Consider the following 19,313-nt stretch of genomic DNA (forward strand, 5'->3'; position numbering starts at 1 on the left):
AATTGAATCAATGAATACTGAGGCAATCACCGGATTCCAGGCGCGGGTAGCCAAGCACGCGGCCCTCGCCGATCCTGCGCGTCTGCGCATCGTTGACCTGCTGACCCTGGGGGACTTCTCCCCGACGGAGCTTCAGGCGGAGCTGGGAATGCCGTCGAATCTGCTCTCCCATCATCTGCGCGCGCTGGAAGAGGCCGGGCTGGCAACCCGCCACCGCTCCGAAGCCGATCGGCGCCGGAGCTATATCCGGCTTGCTGCCGGCGCTCTGGGGGGCCTGGTCCCGGGGGCCGAACATGGGGCCAGCCGCGTGCTTTTCGTCTGCACGCGAAACAGTGCACGGTCCCAGCTGGCCGCCGCGCTCTGGCAGCAGGTCAGCGAAATCCCCTCGACGTCGGCGGGAACGCATCCCGCGGACCGCATCGCTCAGGGCGCCATCGACGTCGCCCGCCGTCACGGCGTGGACCTCGCAGACCTCCCTCCGCGCAGGCTGGAGCAGGTGGCGGGGGAGGGGGACTTCGTGGTTACCGTATGCGATAACGCCCATGAGGAGCTAACCGACCTTGGCGGCGTGCACTGGTCGGTGCCGGATCCGTTGCGGCTGGGCACCGAGGACGCCTTCGAGAAGGCCTTCGACGACATTGCCCACCGGATCAATGACCTCGCACCCCGCGTGCTCGCCGCCTAACTCGCCCCCGACAATGCCCCGTTCACTGCTTCCCGCTACGGACAAGGGGCCTATCCCGCGGGCCCCATTTAGAGCCGTCAGGGATTCCCGAAGGGGCGGTGAAGTCGGCATCATCTAAATATTGACAATCATCAATCTATGGTCCAATACTTTTTACATCGATCTTTATCAATGTTCCGCTGAGCGCAGCATGTGCAGGGCGCAGGACCTCAACCGGGCCGCACAATGCACCCGTCACCCAACTGATTCCAGGAGAAACCCCGTGAGCACCGAAATCGCCGAGAAGCCGTCCGTCCTGTTCGTCTGCGTGCACAACGCGGGACGCTCCCAGATGGCCGCCGCGTTCCTCACCACCCTCGGCGAAGGCCGGATCGAGGTCCGCTCCGCCGGCTCCCAGCCCGCTGACAAGGTGAACCCGGCCGCCGTCGCGGCGATGGCCGAGCTCGGCATCGACATGTCCTCCGAGATCCCGAAGGTCCTTACCACTGAGGCAGTGAAGGAATCGGACGTGGTGATCACGATGGGCTGCGGCGATGAGTGTCCGTACTTTCCCGGCAAGCGCTACGAGGACTGGGTCCTGGAGGATCCGGCCGGGCAGGGCGTGGACTCCGTCCGCCCGATCCGCGACGAGATCAAGACCCGCATCGAGGCCCTGATCGAATCCCTCACCCCGGCCGCCAAGTAACCCGTTCCAAGCATTAGGAGTCATTTCGTGAGCACCGCCACCCGAAACACTGAACAGTTGATTATCATCGGGTCCGGCCCGGCCGGCTACACCGCGGCGATCTACGCCGCCCGTGCGGGCCTCAAGCCCCTGGTCCTGGCCGGATCGGTCACCGCGGGAGGTGCCCTGATGAACACCACCGAGGTGGAGAACTTCCCCGGGTTCCCCGGCGGGATCCAGGGTCCTGAGCTCATGGATGGCCTGCAGCAGCAGGCCGAAAGGTTCGGCGCCCAGGTGGTCTTCGACGACGTCACCGAAGTCACGCTGACCGGCCACCTCAAGCGCGTGGTCACCGGCGCCGGCGAGACCCATGAGGCGTCCGCTGTCATCCTCGCCACCGGCTCCGCCTACAAGGAACTGGGCCTGGCCGAGGAGAAGAAGTTCAGCGGGCACGGTGTCTCGTGGTGCGCCACCTGCGACGGTTTCTTCTTCCGGGAGCAGGACATCATCGTTGTCGGCGGCGGGGATTCCGCGATGGAGGAAGCGACCTTCCTGACCCGCTTCGGGAAGTCCGTAACCGTGGTGGTCCGCAAGGGCGAACTCCGGGCCTCGCGGATCATGGCCCAGCGCGCCAAGGACAATCCCAAGATCCGCTTCGCCTGGAACTCCGCCATCACGAAGATCCACGGCGATGGCAAGGTCACCGGCGTGACGCTGACGGACACCCGCACCGGGGAAACCCGCGAGCAGGCAGCCACCGGCATCTTCGTGGCCATCGGGCACGTGCCGCGGACCGAACTCTTGGCCGGGCAGGTGGACCTGGACGCGGAGGGCTACATCAAGGTCGATGCGCCCGCCACGGTCACCAACCTATCCGGTGTGTTCGCGTGCGGTGACGCCGTGGACCACCGCTACCGCCAGGCCATCACCGCGGCCGGCACCGGCTGCGCCGCGGCCCTGGACGCCGAACGCTACCTCGCCGCGTTAGAGGACGCCGACAGCATCGCCACGGCCCTGGTGGAAGAACCCACCCACGCCTGACTTCGAACGGAGAGGGGGTGAGCTGAATGAACACAGGATGCAGCGGCGACGGTTGCTGCGACGACTGCCCGGATGACATGCAGGACTGCTGCTGACACCTTCCCGCCTGCCGGCCCCAGAGTGGACCGGCAGGCACCTCCGGCAAGAACCGCCACACCTACGGATGAAACAGAGGACACCATGGATTCAGCGAAGACCCTTCCCGTTGCCGTGATCGGCGCCGGGCCCGTGGGCCTGGCCGCCGCGGCACGACCGGGTCAAAACCCTGGTCGGCTCACTCACAAAGGAAACAACGCACTCATGACCCAGGAAACATCCGACGCGCACAAGACCCCTGCCGTGCTCTTCGTCTGCAGCAAGAACGGCGGCAAGTCCCAACTGGCCGCCGGCCTGATGAACCAACTCGCCGGCGGGGCCGTCATGGTCTACTCCGCAGGCACCAAACCGGGCAAGTCCCTCAACCCCCAGGCCGTGGAGTCCCTGACCGAACTCGGCATCGACATCACCGGCGAACACCCCAAGCCCGTCACGGAAGAGGTCCTGGCCGCCGTGGACGCCGTCATCATCCTCGGCACCGAAGCCAAACTCCAGCCGCACGAAGGCACCCGCTTTGAGGTCTGGGAAACGGATGAGCCCTCCGAACGCGGCATCGAAGGCATGGAACGCATGCGCCTGGTCCGGGATGACATCAAAGCCCGGGTCGAGAAGCTCTACGCGGAGCTGACCGGGAACTAGGCATGCCCACCCCCGCGGTATCCCGGGCACTGGTCGCGGAGGGTGCACCACGCGGCGGCCTTGCCGCGCTGTGCATCACCCAGACCACCGAGGCACGCCGTCCGCCCAGTCCAACCCGGCCGGACCGAGCCAGGTGAAGAAAGCGGCCAGGCGGTGCGCGTAGGCCTTGATGGTGTTCGTGGACGGCAGAACCAAGAAGGTAGTGAAGGTACGCGCTGGCCTCAGGATGCAGCTCGTAGGTGGAGGCGTCCACGACTGCCCAGGACGGGCCTCCAGCTTTGTGGATGACCCTGAACGCGATCCAGCGCCGTGAAATCGGGACGTTCGGGTGGTTGGTCGAGGGAAACGGAATCAGGGACTGCGCCATACGAACGTACCTCGTCAGAGGTAGATAATCCGTGCGTTCCGAGACGACGCTAGTTCAACACACACATGGCTGTGAACCCCACCCGAGGGTAGATAATTAGAACCTGGCTACGACAATCAGCGGACTCGTCTAGTCCTCCACCGATAGACGACAGCCCGGAGTTTCCCACATAGGGGCAGGGAGCCCTGTGCCGCTCCTGCGTGGCACCCCAGTCTGGTGTCATGAGAGCAAAAGATGTGCTGGGCCGGCGCGGGGAGGAACTCGCGGCGGAATACCTTGAAGCCCAAGGCATGCGTGTCGTGGACCGCAACTGGCGGTGCCCGGAAGGCGAAATAGACATCGTCGCGCTCGACGGCGACGCGCTGGTCATTGCGGAAGTGAAGACCAGGAAGTCCCTTGACTACGGGCATCCCTTCGAGGCTGTCGGCGTGGACAAGCTGGCCCGGCTGCACCGTCTGGCGTCCGCCTGGTGCCGTGACCACGAGCTAAGAATGCCGTTGCGCCGCGTCGATGTGATTGCCGTGCTCGACGACGGCATCGGCGACCCGGCGGTGGAACACCTCAAAGGGGTGGGCTAGATGGCGTTGGGCCGGACCTACTCGGTGGCCCTCGTCGGACTCAACGGTTACATCGTCGAAGTCGAGGCTGACATCGGCCAGACGCTGCCGGCGTTCATCATCCTGGGTCTGCCGGACGCCTCGCTCAACGAGGCCAAGGAGAGGATCCGGTCTGCGGCCCAGAACTCGGGTATCCCGCTGAGCCGCCGAAAGATCACAGCCAACCTCATCCCGGCTTCGCTGCCGAAACGCGGTTCCGGCTTCGACCTGGCCATCGCGATGGCCGCGCTGTTGGCTTCGAACGACATCAGATCCACGGGGCGCACCGTCTTCATTGCCGAACTGGGCCTCGACGGCAGGCTGCGGCCGGTCCGCGGCGTCCTGCCCGCGGTCATGGCTGCGGTTCGGGCGGGATACCCGGATATTGTAGTGGCGCACTCCAACGCCGCCGAAGCCGAGCTTGTGCCCGGCGCGCGTGTGCAGGGTTACTCGACGCTGGCGCGGCTGGCTTTTGACTTCGGTGCCGATCCGCAGGATTTGGCCCTCGGCTTCGAGCCCGGGCCTGAGGACCGTGACGGGGAAACCGAACCGGAGGCAGGTTCAGCCATCCCGCCCGACATGCGTGACGTCTCGGGGCAGGCCGATGCCCGCAAGGCCGTGGAAGTCGCGGCCGCCGGCGCCCACCATCTCCTGCTGACCGGACCGCCAGGAGCGGGGAAAACGATGCTGGCCGAGCGGCTTCCGGGACTCCTGCCGGACCTGGGAGACACAGAGGCGATGGAAGTTACCGCCATCCACTCCCTCTGCGCCCTCACCTCCGCGTCCGTGCAACTGCTGCGCCGGCCGCCCTATGAGAATCCACACCACACTGCCACCTCGGCCGCCATCATCGGCGGCGGGTCAGGGCTGCCCCGTCCGGGCGCCGCCTCCCGGGCACACCGCGGCGTGCTGTTCCTGGACGAGGCACCCGAATACGAACGCCGGGTGCTGGACGCACTCCGGCAGCCGCTGGAGAGCGGGGAGCTGGTGATCCATCGTTCGGCTGGCACGGCTGCTTATCCAGCCAGGTTCCAGCTCGTCCTCGCCGCCAACCCGTGTCCTTGCGGCAAGGCGTCAGGAAAGGGGGTTGATTGCACCTGCACCCCCACCATGCGGCGGCGCTATCTTTCCCGTCTGTCCGGTCCGCTGCTGGACCGGGTAGACATCCAGCTTGAAGTCGAGCGGGTTTCATTGGCCGATTTCGGTCAGACGGGTTCTGAGGAGGACACCGCCACGATCGCCGAACGGGTCCGGACAGCAAGGAACCGTCAGTCGGAGAGGCTCATGCCGTTCGGATTCGAGACCAACGCACAGGTCCCCGGACGGCTCCTCAGGGGTGCCTTGCGGCTGGGGCCACCCACCACGCGGATCCTGGATCTCGCCCTGGAGCGTGGCGTGCTTACGGCCCGCGGTTACGACCGCGTGCTGCGTCTGGCCTGGACGTTGGCAGACCTGGCCGCGCGGGACACCCCCGGTGCCGACGACATCGGCCAGGCACTCGGCCTTCGGCAGGCAGCCGCTGCCGCCTAAGGGTCGGCGCCGCGCCACGCACTGCCCCCACACCTGGACAGCACCAAACGCCGGGCGAACGCTCGATGAGCCTGCGAAAGGACACCATGATGATGAACGAAATGACAGCCCGGGCGGCGTTGTCCCGCCTGTTCGAGCCCCAGGACGCCGCAGGCCTGGCGCTCGTGCACGTCGCCGGGGCGGAGGACGCGTTGCGAATCGCTACCGGCGAGGTCGCGCCAGGCCCGGAGCTGGAACAGGAAATGTCCCGGGTACTGGAAGACAACAGCTCCGGTGGCGGCTGGACAGGCCTGGCAGCCGCACGGAAGCGCTGGGCGCCCCGCGTTCCCGATCTGGCGCCCGCAAGGGACCTGGCCACGATGCAACGACTGGGCGGACGCCTGATCATCCCGTCGGACGAACTGTGGCCCCGACAGCTCGCGGACCTCGGCCTGCAGGAACCGATCTGCCTCTGGTGGCGCGGCGTCGAGCAGCCGCTGCCTCCCGGCGCCAAATCCATTGCTCTGGTGGGCTCCCGTGACAGCACCGCATACGGCTCTGCCGTGACCGGCGACCTCGCCTACTCGCTGGCGCAGCGGGGCTTCACGATCATCTCGGGCGGCGCGTACGGCATCGATGCGCACGCTCACCGGGCGGCTCTGGCCGGCGGCGCCGGGGGCATGCCCACGATCGCCGTGATGGCAGGAGGAGTGGACCGGTTTTATCCCTCCGGCAATGAGGAGCTGCTGCGGGCGGTCGCCAACCAGGGCGCTGTCCTCGCCGAGGTTCCGCCAGGCTCCGCGCCCACCCGGTACAGGTTTCTCCAGCGGAACAGGCTTATCGCGGCCCTGGCATCCGTCACGGTTGTCGTCGAAGCCCGCTGGAGATCGGGTGCCCTCAACACGGCACACCATGCCGAAACCCTGGGCCGGGCCGTCGGGGCCGTGCCCGGGTCGGTGCACAGCGCCAATTCAGCGGGCTGCCACCGTCTGCTCCGGGAAGGCGGCGCGGTTTGCGTCACGGACGCGGGGGAGATCGCGGAGCTCGCCGCCCCAAGCGGGGAATCGTTGCCGGAGACAAAGACGGGCAGGATGGAAGTCCAGGACGGCCTGACCCTGGAGGACCTCATCCTTCTTGACGCCCTTCCGCTGCGGACCACCAGCTCCGTCGAAAAGCTCACTGCAGTGGCGGGGCTGAGTGTGGACTCGGTCCGTGCCGGACTCGGCCGGCTCGGGCTGCTGGGTCTGGCCGAGTCCCATCGGGGAGGCTGGAAACGCGCCGGGAAGGCGGGGTGAGCGATGACCGGCGGGCAGGCTGCAGCGGCGGGCGGTCAGGCTCGGCGGCGGCTCGCCGACGGGCTTCTTGATTGCCGTGTGAATCCTGCGAGAGTAGGGGAGTGTCTACTCCGCAGATCCCGGCCGCGCTGGCCACCGCCGCCGACGGCTTCAGCCGCTACCTCGTGGCGGAGCGGGGATGCTCCATCCACACTGTCCGCGCCTACGTTTCCGACGTCGGCAGCCTGCTCGCCCATGCCGCGTCCGAGGGCGTGGAAGACCTTGCCGGGCTGGAGCTCGGCACCCTGCGGCGCTGGCTCGGTGCCCAGAGCGAAGCGGGCATGTCCCGCGCCACCCTGGGCCGCCGCTCCGCCACCGCCCGGGCCTTCACCGCCTGGGCGGTCCGCGAGGAACTGATCGAAACCGACCCGGCCCTCCGGCTGAGAGCGCCCAAACGGGAGAATTCCCTGCCCGGCGTGCTGCACCAGGGCCAGGTCCTCCGGCTGGTGGAAGGGGCCGAATCTGCCGCCGCCGAGGGTGGGCCGATGCCGCTGCGCAACCGGGCCATGGTGGAACTGCTGTATGCCACCGGCGTCCGGGTGGGCGAGCTTGCCGGCCTGGATGTCGATGACCTCGATCCGGACCGCCGGACCCTGCGCGTGCTCGGCAAGGGCAACAAGGAACGCACCGTGCCCTACGGGCTTCCGGCGGCACTCGCCGTGGACGACTGGCTCCGCCGCGGCCGCCCGGCCCTTGCCACGGGCGCCTCGGGACCAGCCCTGTTCCTCGGTGCCCGAGGCAAACGGGTGGACCAGCGCCAGGTCCGCAGCGTAGTCCACGATCTGCTGGGGGCGCTGGGGGACACCGCGGCCACCGGGCCGCACGCGCTGCGCCACTCGGCCGCCACGCACCTGCTCGACGGCGGAGCTGACCTCCGCGCGGTGCAGGAAATTCTCGGCCACAGCAGCCTCGCCACCACACAGATCTACACCCACGTCTCCGTGGACCGGCTCCGGAAGAGCTACCAGCAGGCCCACCCGCGCGCCTGACAGCTCGCCATAAAGCCGTACCCGGCGCCTTGGATGGCGGTCTGCACCACCCCGCACGGCGCGCCGGGAAAGACGCGCCGAATTTCACTGGCGTAATTAGGTGGGGTACGGCAGAATAAGACGCACGCCCACCAACTTTCAAGTGTTGCTTGAAGCTCTTTGCCTCGAGCTCCACCCAGAAACCGGGCAGTAACTTAATAGTCTGGCAGGGACCACCCGCACAACTACGGACCCGCGCAACAGACAGACATCCAGGCAGAGGTCGTTGGGGAAGACGTACCTACAGCTATGGAGGATGGAATGTCTGTTGCACTGACCCGCGGTGTGTTGTTTGTTCACTCGGCCCCGACGGCCCTGTGCCCCCACGTTGAGTGGGCCATAGGATCTGTCGTGGACAAGCGGACCGACCTTGAGTGGACCGCTCAGCCGGCTGCGCCCGGAATGTTCCGGGCCGAGCTGTCGTGGACCGGAAATCCGGGCACGGGGGCTCAATTGGCGTCCGCTCTCCGGGGCTGGGCGCACTTGCGCTACGAAGTCACCGAGGAGCCCAGCCAGGGCGTCGACGGCGGACGTTGGTCGCACACCCCCGAGCTCGGCATCTTCCACGCCGTCACCGACGTGCACGGCAACATCATGGTCTCCGAGGACCGCATCCGCTACGCCTACGAATCCGGCGCCGGCGACCCCTCTGCGGTCTACCACGAGCTCTCCCTCGCCCTCGGCGAAGCCTGGGACGAGGAACTGGAACCCTTCCGGCACGCCGCCGAAGGCGCCCCGGTGCGCTGGCTCCACCAGGTCGGCTAGAACTCCTCGGCTGGAACTGCTCGGACTGAGTGCCGGCGCGGCGGATCACCGCAACACACCCCATAGCTATGCCAAGAGACAGATGGCGGCAATGTTCACGAAGAACATTGCCGCCATCTGTCATCTCGGCGGAGGGACGGGACCGCTAGATGCTCCGCACCGCGATGACGGCGTTGTGGCCGCCGAAGCCGAAGGAGTTGCTCAGTGCCACGATGCTGCCGGAGGGCAGCTCGCGCTCGGAAGTGACGACGTCGAGCGGGATCTCCGGATCCTGGTTCTCCAGGTTGATGGTCACCGGCGCCTTGCGTTCGTGCACTGCCAGCACGGTCAGCACGGCTTCCACCGCACCGGAGGCACCCAGCAGATGGCCCATCTGGGACTTCGTCGCGGAGACCGCCACGCTGTCCAGCTGGGCGCCCAGGGCGGCCTTGAGGGCCGTGTACTCGGGCTTGTCGCCCACCGGTGTGGAGGTGGCGTGCGCGTTGATGTGCACCACGTCCTCGGCCTGGATCCGGCCGTCGAACATGGCAGCCTTGAGCGCGCGAGTGGCGCCCAGGCCCTGGGGATCGGGCGCGGTGATGTGGTAGGCGTCGGCCGTCACCGAGGTGCCTGCGAGCTCGGCGTAGATCCGCGCGCCGCGGGCGAGGGCGTGTTCCTCGGCCTCGAGGACCAGCGCGCCGGCGCCTTCACCCATGACGAAGCCGTCGCGGCCGAGGTCGTAGGGGCGCGAGGCGCGCTCGGGCTCATCGTTCCGGCGTGAGAGGGCCTGCATGGAGGCGAACGCTGCGATCGGCATCGGGTGGATGGCGGCTTCGGCGCCGCCGCAGACCACGACGTCGGCCTTGCCGGAGCGGATCAGTTCCAGGCCCATGTGCACGGCCTCGGTACCGGAGGCGCAGGCGGAGACCGGGGTGTGGGCGCCGGCGCGGGCGCCCAGGTCAAGGCTGACCGCCGCCGCGGGTCCGTTGGGCATCAGCATCGGCACGGTCATGGGCAGGACGCGGCGGGGGCCCTTTTCACGCAGGGTGTCCCAGGCATCGAGCAGGGTCCAGACGCCGCCGATGCCGGTGGCGAAGGCCACGGCGAGGCGGTCGTGGTCGATCTCCGTGATGCCGGAGTCGGCCCAGGCCTCGCGGGAGGCGACAACGGCGAACTGCGTGGACGGGTCCATCCGCTTGGCTTCGACCCGGCCCAGGACCTCAAGCGCGGGGGTGGAGGCGCGTGCTGCAAAATGCACGGGCAGCTCGAACTTGGCCACCCAGTCGTCCTCGAGCGTGTGCGCGCCGGAGACGCCCTTCAGCGCGTTCTTCCACATCGTGGGGACATCGCCGCCAATGGGTGTGGTGGCACCCAGACCGGTAATGACTACTTTGCGTGCCATGGGATCACTCTCTGTCGGTGCGCCTGCCGGGTCCGGATTCTGGAAAGGACTGCCGGGGCCTGCGTGGGGAAAACTCTGTGGTCATGCGAACTTGTTATGCGAACTTGTCATGCGAAATGGTGCTGCAAAATCTGTGCTTCAAAAAAGCAACAGGCAAAGTGGTCCGGTCCGGGGTGCTGCTGCAGCGCCCCGGACCGGCCACGGATCTCAGCCGTTGCCGGCAGGAGCCAAAACGGTCAGGATCAGGCCTGGGCGTTGGCGATGAAGCTGACGGCGTCGCCGACGGTCTTGAGGTTCTTGACCTCTTCGTCCGGGATGCGCACGCCGAACTTTTCTTCAGCGTTGACCACGATCGTCATCATGGAGATGGAGTCGATGTCCAGGTCCTCGGTGAAGGACTTGTCCATTTCGACAGCTTCCGTGGCCAGGCCGGTCTCTTCGTTGACGATTTCAGCCAGGCCGGCCAGGATCTCTTCGTTGCTAGCCATTGATGGCTCCTTTTCTTGTAGTTGCCCTCCGCAGCCGGTGCTCCGGCTGCTTCGGACGGAAATGATTCAAACCGAGAATTCGGCTTGGTGTGGGAATCCGTACTGTGGAAGAACGTATTCAGTTCAGGGGAGGGCGCGGGCGCCTACGGAAGCACGATCACTTGGGCACCGAACACCAGTCCGGCACCGAAGCCGATCTGCAGTGCAAGCCCGCCGCTCAGCTCAGGGTTTTCCTGCAGCAGGCGGTGGGTGGCGAGGGGGATGGAGGCCGCCGAGGTGTTGCCCGCTTCGGCGATGTCCCGGGCGATCGTGACCGTCTCGGGAAGTTTCAGTTTCTTGGCCATCTCATCGATGATCCGCATGTTGGCCTGGTGCGGGATGAAGGCCGCGAGGTCATCGGCCGTGATGCCGGCAGCCTCCAGCGCCTGCTCGGCCACTTTGGCCATCTCCCAGACTGCCCAGCGGAAGACCGTCTGGCCGTCCTGGCGCAGCGTCGGCCACAGCGCGGCGTCCGTGACTGCGGCTTCTTCTTCGCTGAGGGCAGTGCTCCGCTTGCCGGTCAGTGCCAGTTCGCGGATGTCCAGCATCGAGTGGGTCATGCCGATCGCATCCCACTTGCTGCCGTCCGAGCCCCACACCGACGGGCCGATGCCGGGGGTGTCGGAGGGGCCGATCACGACGGCGCCGGCACCGTCGCCGAGCAGGAAGGAGATGGTCCGCTCGGTGTTGTCGATGACGTCGGAAAGCTTTTCCGCGCCGACCACGAGGACGTAGTCGGCCGTACCGGAGCGGACCAGGGCGTCGCCCTGGGCGATGCCGTAGCAGTAGCCCGCGCAGGCGGCCGAGATGTCGAAGGCCGGTGCCGGCGTCGCACCCAGGCGGTCGGCGAGGCTTGCGGCGGCGGAAGGTGTCGCGTAGGGATGCGTCACGGTGGAGACGATCACGGCGCCGAGCTGGGAGGCGGCGATCCCGGCCTTATCCAGCGCCTCGCGGGCGGCGCCTTCGGCCATGTCGATCACGCTGACATCGGCCGGGGCGCGGTGCCGGGTGATGATGCCGGTACGCTGGCGGATCCACTCATCGGAGGAGTCGATCCACTGGCAGACATCCTCGTTGGTGACGATCACGCTCGGCCGGTAGGCGCCGACCCCCATGATGCGGGTGTTCTCGTGCACGGGCAACTGCTTCAGGGCGGGAACGCTCATGCCTGTCCTTCCAGTTCTGCGAATAGGGCCAGGGCGGCTGAGAGGTCGTCCGGGGTCTTGACAGCTACGGTCTTCAGGCCGGGCATGCCGCGCTTCGCGAGCCCGGCAAGCGTTCCGGCCGGGGCCAGCTCAATGACTCCGGTCACGCCGCGCTGCACCATCGCCTCCATGCACAGGTCCCAGCGGACCGGGCGGGACACCTGGGCGATGAGGCTGTCGACGGCGGCGCCGCCGTCGGTGACTGCTGCGCCGTCGTAGTTGGACAGGAGGGGGACCTGCGGATTCCGCGGGTGGAGCGAGGGCCGCAGGGCCTGCAGCGCCGCGACGGCCGGGGACATGTGCGAGGTGTGGAAGGCACCGGCAACCTTCAGCGGAATCACCCGGGCCTTGGCCGGTGGATTGTCCGCGAGGGCTTTGAGCTGGTCCAGGGTGCCTGCGGCGACAATCTGGCCGGCACCGTTGACGTTCGCAGCGGTGGCGCCGCAGGCCTCGATGGCGGTCAGGACCTCGGCGGGGTCTCCGCCCACCACGGCGCTCATGCCGGTCGGAGTGGCAGCAGCGGCGGCGGCCATGCCGTTGGCGCGTTCGCGGACAAACGTCATGGCTTCGGTTTCGGTCAGGACCCCGGCCAGGGCCGATGCCGTGATTTCTCCGACGGAGTGACCGGCGAGGATCACCGGAAGAGTGCCGAGTTCGACGTCGAACAGGGACTTGGCGGCGACCAGCCCGGCGGCAACGATGAGGGGCTGCGCGACGGCAGTGTCCTTGATGGTCTCCTCATCAGAGGTGGTGCCGTGGGCGGTGAGGTCGATACCTGCTATCTCGCTGAGGGAGGCCAATTGGCCTGCGACGGGTGGCAGTTCCAGCCAGGGGGCCAGAAAACCAGGGGTCTGGGAGCCCTGTCCAGGGCAGACGATTGCAAGCACGTATCCAGCTTTCCAAATTACTGCGTGATCAATGGTGTTTTCATGCACCAAGCTCACAGGGTCAGTTTGTAGGAAGTCTACAACGGGTCAGGGGTTGTTGCGGGACGGCTGGCGTTCCGTGGCGGGCTTCGGCGGGGCCGAAAGACGGCCCACGACGAGGGCCGTCTGCAGCACGAAGGCCTCCCGCGGCAGGAGCGGATCCCAGCCGGTGACGTCGCAGACCCGCTTGAGCCGGTAACGGACGGTGTTGGCGTGGACGAAGAGCTCCCGGGCTGTGGCTTCGAGTGAGTGGCCCAGCTCGATATAGGTGCCGAGGGTCTCCACGAGCCCGTTGGAGGCCGCCAGCAGGGGGCGGTAGATGTTCTTGACGAGGGACCGCCGGGCGGCGTCATCGCCCGAGATCACCCGTTCCGGCAGGAGGTCGTCGGCCGCCACCGGGCGAGGGGCGGAGGGCCAGGCGCGGGCGGCGGTCAGGCCGGCGAAGGCCGACTGGGCGGAGCCGCTGGCCTCAAGCAGTGACCCCGCCTCGGCACCGTAGACCACGGGGCCCGGGGCGAAGAGTTCGCTGAGTTTCAGATAGGCCGTCTCCTGGTCATGGACACCGCCGAGAATCAGGATCAGCCGGTCGCCCTGGATTCCCACCAGCGCGTCCTCGGCGAAGCGGCCGGCCGTTCGGCGGAGTTCGCTGACGTAGCTGGCGCTGGGCTCGGACGGTGAATTCCCCACCATGACGGTGAAGCGTTCCTGCGCCTTCCAGCCCAGGGCGGCGATCCGGGAGCGCAGGGCGTCGGTGTTTTCGCCGCGCAGGATGGCGTCCACGATCAGGGCTTCCAGCCGCGTGTCCCAGGAGCCGCGGGACTCCGCGGCCCGGGCATAGACGTCGGCGGCGGCGAACGCGACCTCGCGTGAATACCGCAGCACGGCCTCGCGCAGGGCGGACTGATCTGCTTCAGGGGCGATCACGGGGACCTGGTCCTCGACCACCTCGACCACGATCCGGATGAGTTGGAGCGCCTTCTGCAGGCTGATGGAGCGGGTCAGCTCTGTCGGTGCGGTGCCAAAGACATCGGAAAGGATCCACGACGGCGAACTGGGACGCTCGTACCAGGTAACGAACGCCGCGATGCCGTTCTGGGCAACCATGCCGAGGGCGGAGCGCTCGTCGGAGTTCAGGCGGCTGTACCACGGCAGGGACTTCTCCAGCTGGCGAAGCGTCGTGGTGGACAGCTGGCCCACGCTCGCCCGCAGCTTTTTGAGGGTCTCGGCCTTCTCCGGCGTCATCGCCTTCGAAGCCGGCTTGCGTTTTACGGGAGTGGTGATCGGCTCTGCCATGCATCGAGCATACGGTGCCCGCCGCCCAAGCTCCATTTGTGCAAAGGCTACAACGCGCCCTGTCTGGACCACAGCCCTAAATCACCGCCCTAGATCACAGTTCTGGATCACCGGGTTAAACGCCCGACGGCGGCCCCCACCAACCGGAGGGAACCGCCGTCGTACACGGGTTGCCTGGCCTGGCGGCCCTGCCTAGGAGTCGCCCCCGGCGTTGCCGGTGGTGCCGGCGTTCACGTTGTGCAGCTTGTACTTCTCGATCGCCTGGGCCGGAGCCTGGGCGTCCACTTCGCCGCGGCGGGCCAGCATCTGCAGGGATCGGACCACGATGGAGTGGATGTCGTTCTTGAAGAAGCGGCGCGCGGCGGCGCGGGTGTCGGAGAAACCGAAGCCGTCAGCGCCGAGCGAGGCGAACTCGTTCGGGAGGAACTGGCGGATCTGGTCCGGGACGGCCTTCATGTAGTCGGTGACTGCCACGATCGGCCCGGTGGCGCCGGCGAGCTGTTCGGTGACGAACGGGACGCGGGCGGGCTGGCCGGGGTTGAGGAAGGCGTCTTCCTCGGCGGCCATGGCGTCGCGGCGCAGTTCGGTCCAGGACGTCACGGACCAGACGTCGGCGGAGACGCCCCAGTCCTCGGCGAGGACCTTCTGGGCTTCGAGGGCCCAGGGGACGGACACGCCGGAGGCGAGGATCTGCGTGCGCGGGCCGTCGATCTTGGCCGGTGCCAGCAGGTAGATGCCCTTGATGATGCCCTCGGTGTCGAGTTCCGCCGGCGCCGGCGGCTGGAAGATCGGCTCGTTGTAGACGGTGAGGTAGTACATCACGTTCCTGGACGGGTCGTTGTCGGCGGGGCCGGGGCCGTACATGCGGTTGAGGCCGTCGCGCATGATGACGCCGATCTCGTAGCCGTACGCCGGGTCGTAGGAGACAACGGCCGGGTTGGTGGCGGCCAGGATGGGGGAGTGCCCGTCGGCGTGCTGCAGGCCCTCGCCGGTCAGCGTGGTGCGGCCGGCGGTGGCGCCGATGATGAAGCCGCGGGTCATCTGGTCCGCCGCGGCCCAGAAGGAATCGCCGGTGCGCTGGAACCCGAACATGGAGTAGAAGACGTAGATCGGGATCAGCGGTTCGCCGTGCGTGGAGTAGGAGGTGCCCGCGGCGGTGAAGGCTGCCACGGAACCGGCCTCGTTGATGCCGGCGTGCACGATCTGCCCGGAGATGGACTCCTTGTAGGCCAGGACGAGTTCGCGGTCCACGGAGAGGTAGTTCTGGCCGTTCGGGTTGTAGATCTTCGCGGTCGGGAAGAACGCGTCCATCCCGAAGGTCCGTGCCTCGTCCGGGATGATCGGCACGATCCGCTGGCCGAACTCCTTGTCCCGCATCAGGTCCTTGAGCAGCCGGACGAAGGCCATGGTGGTGGCTGCCTGCTGCTTGCCGGAGCCGCGGTTGGCGACCTCGTAGACCTTCTCCTCCGGCAGGGTGACCTCGGTGTGGCGGGAGCGGCGCTCGGGGACAAAGCCGCCGAGTTCCTTCCGGCGGCCCATCAGGTACTGGATCTCCGGGGAGTCCATGCCGGGGTGGTAGTAGGGCGGCCGGTAGAGGTCGGCTTCGAGCTGTTCGTCGGTGACCGGGATGCGGAGGTGGTCGCGGAAGGCCTTGAGGTCCGCGAGGGTGAGCTTCTTCATCTGGTGGGTCGCGTTGCGGCCCTCGAAGTGGGTGCCCAGGCCGTAGCCCTTGACCGTGTGGGCCAGGATGACGGTGGGCTTGCCCTTGAACTCGGTGGCGGCCTTGTACGCGGCGTAGACCTTGTTGTAGTCGTGGCCGCCGCGCTTGAGGTTCCAGATCTCGTCGTCGGTGAGGTCCTGGACCATTTCCTTGGTCTGCGGGGTCTGGCCGAAGAAGTGCTCGCGGACGAACGCGCCGGATTCGGCCTTGTACGTCTGGTAGTCGCCGTCGACGGTCTCGTTCATGATCTTGACGAGCGAGCCGTCCTCGTCCTTGGCCAGGAGCGTGTCCCACTCCCGGCCCCAGACGACCTTGATGACGTTCCAGCCGGCGCCGCGGAAGAAGGCCTCGAGTTCCTGCATGATCTTGCCGTTGCCGCGGACCGGTCCGTCGAGGCGCTGGAGGTTGCAGTTGATGACGAAGTTGAGGTTGTCCAGCTTGTCGTTCGCGGCGAGCTGGAGCAGGCCGCGGGACTCGGGCTCGTCCATTTCGCCGTCGCCCAGGAACGCCCAGACCTGCTGGTCCGAGGTGTCCTTGATGCCGCGGTTCTGCAGGTAGCGGTTGGACTGCGCCTGGTAGATCGCGTTCATCGGGCCGATGCCCATGGACACGGTGGGGAATTCCCAGAACTCCGGCATGAGGCGCGGGTGCGGGTAGGAGGAGAGGGCATGTCCTTCCTTGGACTTCTCCTGCCGGAAGCCGTCCAGGTCCTCCTCGGAGAGCCGGCCTTCCATGAAGGCCCGCGCGTACATGCCGGGGGAGGCGTGGCCCTGGAAGAAGACCTGGTCCCCGCCGCCGGGGTGGTCCTTGCCGCGGAAGAAGTGGTTGAAGCCGACCTCGTAGAGGGTCGCCGCGCCCGCGTAGGTCGAGATGTGGCCGCCGACGCCGATATCCGCGCGCTGCGCCCGGTGCACCATGACCGCGGCGTTCCAGCGCAGCCAGGCCCGGTACTTCCGCTCGATCTCCTCGTCGCCGGGGAACGGGGCTTCCTGGTCGACCGGGATCGTGTTGACGTAGTCCGTGGTGGTGACCATCGGAACGCCCACACTCTGTGCGCCGGCCCGCTGGAGCAGACTGCGCATGATGTACTGGGCACGCTCGGTGCCCTGTTCCTGAATCAGGTCATCCAGGGACTCCAGCCATTCGGCGGTCTCTTCCGGATCACGATCAGGCAGCTGGTTTGTCAACCCGCTGAGGATATGGGAGGTATCTTCTCCTGCAGCCACGTCCAACCTCTCTTTGAGCGCATTCATCGGCACCCTCAGCTCCGGCAGGGTAACTGCCTGGCGTGAACGCGACGTGTGCGACGTATCGGTTACAACTGCCCGGTCATGTGCGCCGGGCAAGGTCCAATCACAACTATGCCCGCCTGCGTCAGCGGGGCGTTCGCCCTCGCAGGCGTAGTCGTCATCAGCCACTCTAGCTCTGACAGCTCGGGGATGCGTAGCTGTCGAGTGGGGGTCCCGTCGTATTTGACCGGCATACTGGTTGTGTGACGAAGTGCCGCCCGGCGGTGCTCGGATCGCCGTGTGTGACGCAGAATATGGCGGATCGCGGGGCCAACAGCTTGAAGCGGAGGCTCAAAGGGTGTTGGCTTGGAGTAATGGAAATCACTAGGTTCAATAAAATGACTAAGCATAGGAGCAACACGTGAGCGAGGCCGACGCCGCCACTTCGGTAAATGTGGCGGAAAAACTGGGTTTCAAAACCGGGGATCTGATTCAGGAATTCGGTTATGACGACGACGTCGACTTCGACTTGCGTGACGACATCGAAGATCTCACGGGCTCGGAACTCTTTGATGAGGACGACCACGAAGTAGTCGATGCCGCCATTCTCTGGTGGAGGGCCGGCGACGGCGACCTCGTTGACACGCTTGTCGACTCGCTGACCACCCTCAGCGAGGGCGGCGTCGTCTGGGTCCTGACGCCGAAGTCCGGACGGGGCGGCTACGTGTCTCCCTCTGACATCCAGGACGCGGCCCCCACTGCCGGTCTCCACGTCACAACTTCCGCGGGCGTTTCCCAGGACTGGAGCGCCACCCGGTTGGTCACGCGGAAGAACAAGTGACCTCAGCCAGTGGCACCGTAACCGGCACTGTAACCGGCACCGTGCCCGCCGTCGGGGAGCAGGCTCCCGACTTCGAACTGGTTAACCAGTTCGGCGAACCGATCAGGCTCTCCGGACTACGGGGCCGGACCGTGGTTGTGGTGTTCTTCCCCTTCGCGTTCTCGGGCATCTGCACCGGAGAGCTGTGCGAAATCCGGGACAACCTGGCGCTTTTCGAGGATGCCGACGCCGCTGTGCTGGGCGTATCTGTGGACAGCAAGTTCGCCCAACGGGCCTACGCGGAGAAGGAGGGCTACACCTTCGACCTCCTCGCCGACTTCTGGCCGCACGGCGCCGTCGCCTCACAGTATGGGGTGTTCGACGCCGGGAGCGGCATGGCCCAGCGCGGCACCTTCATCGTCGATGCGAGTGGAATCGTGCGCTATGTGGTGGTGAATCCCCGCGGCCAGGCCAGGGACTTTGCTGAATACCGCGCCGCCCTGTCGGGACTCGCCGGGAGCTGATCCAGTGAGGCAGCGGCGCCCCGGCATCGGCATGACTGGCTTCGCCAGTCTGCCGCCCGTCGCCGCCGCCGAACCCGCCCGGGATGAACTCGAGGTGTTGCGGGAAATCCACGGCATCCTTGCCGGCGGCCGCTTCGCCGTGTTGACCGGCGCCGGCCTGAGCACTGACTCCGGAATACCCGATTACCGCGGACCCGGCGCCGCGCCCCGTGCGCCGATGACGTACCAGGAATTCATCGGCGAAGCGGAAAACCGGCGGCGCTACTGGGCCCGGAACCACATCGGCTGGTCGCATCTGCGGCGCGCGGACCCCAACGGCGGCCACGCCGCCGTCGCCCGGCTGGAACAGCGCGGGCTGCTCACAGGACTCATCACCCAGAATGTGGACCGTCTGCACGAGGACGCCGGCAGCGTCAACGTGGTGGACCTGCATGGACGGTTCGATCAGGTGGTCTGCCTGGACTGCCACCGCCGCTACAGCCGCAGCCTGCTGGCTGGCGTGCTGGAGGAGCTGAACCCCAGCTTCCTGGAACGGGCACTGGCCGCTGGTGTGGTGGAGATGGCGCCCGACGCCGACGCCACGGTGGAGGATTCCGTCCTGATCGAGAGTTTCGTCGTGGCGCAGTGCCCGGCCTGTGGCGGAACGCTCAAGCCCGACTTCGTCTACTTCGGCGAGAATGTTCCCAAGGACCGGGTGGAGCGCTCCTATGCCATGGTGGACGAGGCCGGGGCGCTGGTGGTGGCGGGCTCTTCACTGTCGGTGATGAGCGGGCTGCGGTTCGTCCGGCATGCGGCGAGGCAGGGCAAGCCCGTCGTCATCATCAACAGGGGCCAGACCCGGGGGGATGCCCTCGCCACGATCAAGTTCGACGCCGGTGTCAGCGGGGCCCTGACCTGGCTCGCCGAGGAGCTCCCGCCGCTCTGACCGGTCCATCGCCGGCCGGGCCTCGGGTGGTGGGACGAT

Annotated in this window: 18 protein-coding genes; 12 read left to right on the top strand and 6 right to left on the bottom strand. The window is 67.0% G+C overall.

Going from position 1 to position 19,313, the window contains the following annotated elements:
• Positions 1 to 10: 10 nt before the first annotated feature.
• From ACVWZ8_RS16110 to ACVWZ8_RS16150, 9 genes are all read left to right on the top strand, one after another.
• Positions 11 to 685 (top strand): arsenate reductase/protein-tyrosine-phosphatase family protein, encoded by a 675-nt coding sequence (locus ACVWZ8_RS16110; RefSeq protein WP_456505177.1) that lies wholly within the window; start codon positions 11 to 13, stop codon positions 683 to 685.
• A gap of 262 nt (positions 686 to 947) precedes the next feature.
• Entirely contained in the window at positions 948 to 1,370 is a 423-nt protein-coding gene (locus ACVWZ8_RS16115) for an arsenate reductase ArsC (RefSeq protein ID WP_456505178.1), read from the top strand.
• Between the two features lie 27 nt (positions 1,371 to 1,397).
• On the top strand, positions 1,398 to 2,390 hold the full coding sequence (gene trxB, locus ACVWZ8_RS16120; RefSeq protein WP_456505179.1) for a thioredoxin-disulfide reductase: 993 nt from the start codon (positions 1,398 to 1,400) through the stop codon (positions 2,388 to 2,390).
• A gap of 300 nt (positions 2,391 to 2,690) precedes the next feature.
• A complete protein-coding gene (locus ACVWZ8_RS16125; protein ID WP_456505180.1) occupies positions 2,691 to 3,125 on the top strand; it encodes an arsenate-mycothiol transferase ArsC in 435 nt (144 codons plus the stop codon).
• A 588-nt stretch (positions 3,126 to 3,713) separates the two neighbouring features.
• A complete protein-coding gene (locus tag ACVWZ8_RS16130) occupies positions 3,714 to 4,070 on the top strand; it encodes a YraN family protein (protein ID WP_456505181.1) in 357 nt (118 codons plus the stop codon).
• The gene (locus ACVWZ8_RS16135; RefSeq protein WP_456505182.1) at positions 4,071 to 5,618 is read left to right on the top strand and encodes a YifB family Mg chelatase-like AAA ATPase; all 1,548 of its coding nucleotides are present in this window, start codon (positions 4,071 to 4,073) and stop codon (positions 5,616 to 5,618) included. It abuts the gene before it with no gap.
• 86 nt (positions 5,619 to 5,704) lie between these two features.
• Entirely contained in the window at positions 5,705 to 6,892 is a 1,188-nt protein-coding gene (gene dprA / locus ACVWZ8_RS16140; protein ID WP_456505183.1) for a DNA-processing protein DprA, read from the top strand.
• Between the two features lie 101 nt (positions 6,893 to 6,993).
• Positions 6,994 to 7,920: a tyrosine recombinase XerC gene (locus ACVWZ8_RS16145; protein WP_456505184.1), complete on the top strand. Its 927-nt coding sequence runs from the start codon at positions 6,994 to 6,996 to the stop codon at positions 7,918 to 7,920.
• A gap of 300 nt (positions 7,921 to 8,220) precedes the next feature.
• The gene (locus tag ACVWZ8_RS16150; RefSeq protein ID WP_056426723.1) at positions 8,221 to 8,724 is read left to right on the top strand and encodes a DUF3145 domain-containing protein; all 504 of its coding nucleotides are present in this window, start codon (positions 8,221 to 8,223) and stop codon (positions 8,722 to 8,724) included.
• A 145-nt stretch (positions 8,725 to 8,869) separates the two neighbouring features.
• Here the strand turns inward: ACVWZ8_RS16150 and ACVWZ8_RS16155 are convergent, their stop codons facing one another.
• From ACVWZ8_RS16155 to aceE, 6 genes are all read right to left on the bottom strand, one after another.
• The gene (locus ACVWZ8_RS16155; protein WP_456505185.1) at positions 8,870 to 10,105 is read right to left on the bottom strand and encodes a beta-ketoacyl-[acyl-carrier-protein] synthase family protein; all 1,236 of its coding nucleotides are present in this window, start codon (positions 10,103 to 10,105) and stop codon (positions 8,870 to 8,872) included.
• 242 nt (positions 10,106 to 10,347) lie between these two features.
• On the bottom strand, positions 10,348 to 10,593 hold the full coding sequence (locus tag ACVWZ8_RS16160) for an acyl carrier protein (RefSeq protein ID WP_018773434.1): 246 nt from the start codon (positions 10,591 to 10,593) through the stop codon (positions 10,348 to 10,350).
• A 143-nt stretch (positions 10,594 to 10,736) separates the two neighbouring features.
• On the bottom strand, positions 10,737 to 11,798 hold the full coding sequence (locus ACVWZ8_RS16165; protein ID WP_426978363.1) for a beta-ketoacyl-ACP synthase III: 1,062 nt from the start codon (positions 11,796 to 11,798) through the stop codon (positions 10,737 to 10,739).
• Entirely contained in the window at positions 11,795 to 12,724 is a 930-nt protein-coding gene (locus ACVWZ8_RS16170; RefSeq protein WP_426978362.1) for an ACP S-malonyltransferase, read from the bottom strand. Before ACVWZ8_RS16170 ends, ACVWZ8_RS16165 begins: the two co-directional genes overlap by 4 nt.
• Positions 12,725 to 12,811: 87 nt before the next feature.
• On the bottom strand, positions 12,812 to 14,056 hold the full coding sequence (locus ACVWZ8_RS16175; RefSeq protein WP_426978361.1) for a PucR family transcriptional regulator: 1,245 nt from the start codon (positions 14,054 to 14,056) through the stop codon (positions 12,812 to 12,814).
• A 192-nt stretch (positions 14,057 to 14,248) separates the two neighbouring features.
• A complete protein-coding gene (aceE, locus tag ACVWZ8_RS16180) occupies positions 14,249 to 17,029 on the bottom strand; it encodes a pyruvate dehydrogenase (acetyl-transferring), homodimeric type (RefSeq protein WP_456505186.1) in 2,781 nt (926 codons plus the stop codon).
• Between the two features lie 397 nt (positions 17,030 to 17,426).
• On the opposite strand from aceE, the gene ACVWZ8_RS16185 reads away from it, so the two are divergent.
• From ACVWZ8_RS16185 to ACVWZ8_RS16195, 3 genes are read left to right on the top strand one after another with little or no spacing between them, the layout of a single operon-like run.
• Positions 17,427 to 17,846 carry a DUF3052 domain-containing protein gene (locus tag ACVWZ8_RS16185; RefSeq protein WP_354248389.1) on the top strand — a complete coding sequence of 140 codons (420 nt, stop codon included), beginning with the start codon at positions 17,427 to 17,429 and terminating at the stop codon, positions 17,844 to 17,846.
• Positions 17,843 to 18,349, top strand: a complete 507-nt coding sequence (locus tag ACVWZ8_RS16190; protein WP_426978359.1) for a peroxiredoxin — start codon at positions 17,843 to 17,845, stop codon at positions 18,347 to 18,349. Before ACVWZ8_RS16185 ends, ACVWZ8_RS16190 begins: the two co-directional genes overlap by 4 nt.
• Before the next feature lie 4 nt (positions 18,350 to 18,353).
• Entirely contained in the window at positions 18,354 to 19,274 is a 921-nt protein-coding gene (locus ACVWZ8_RS16195) for an NAD-dependent protein deacetylase (RefSeq protein ID WP_456505187.1), read from the top strand.
• Positions 19,275 to 19,313 lie beyond the last annotated feature (39 nt).

It is taken from the genome of Arthrobacter sp. UYCu723 (assembly GCF_054059215.1).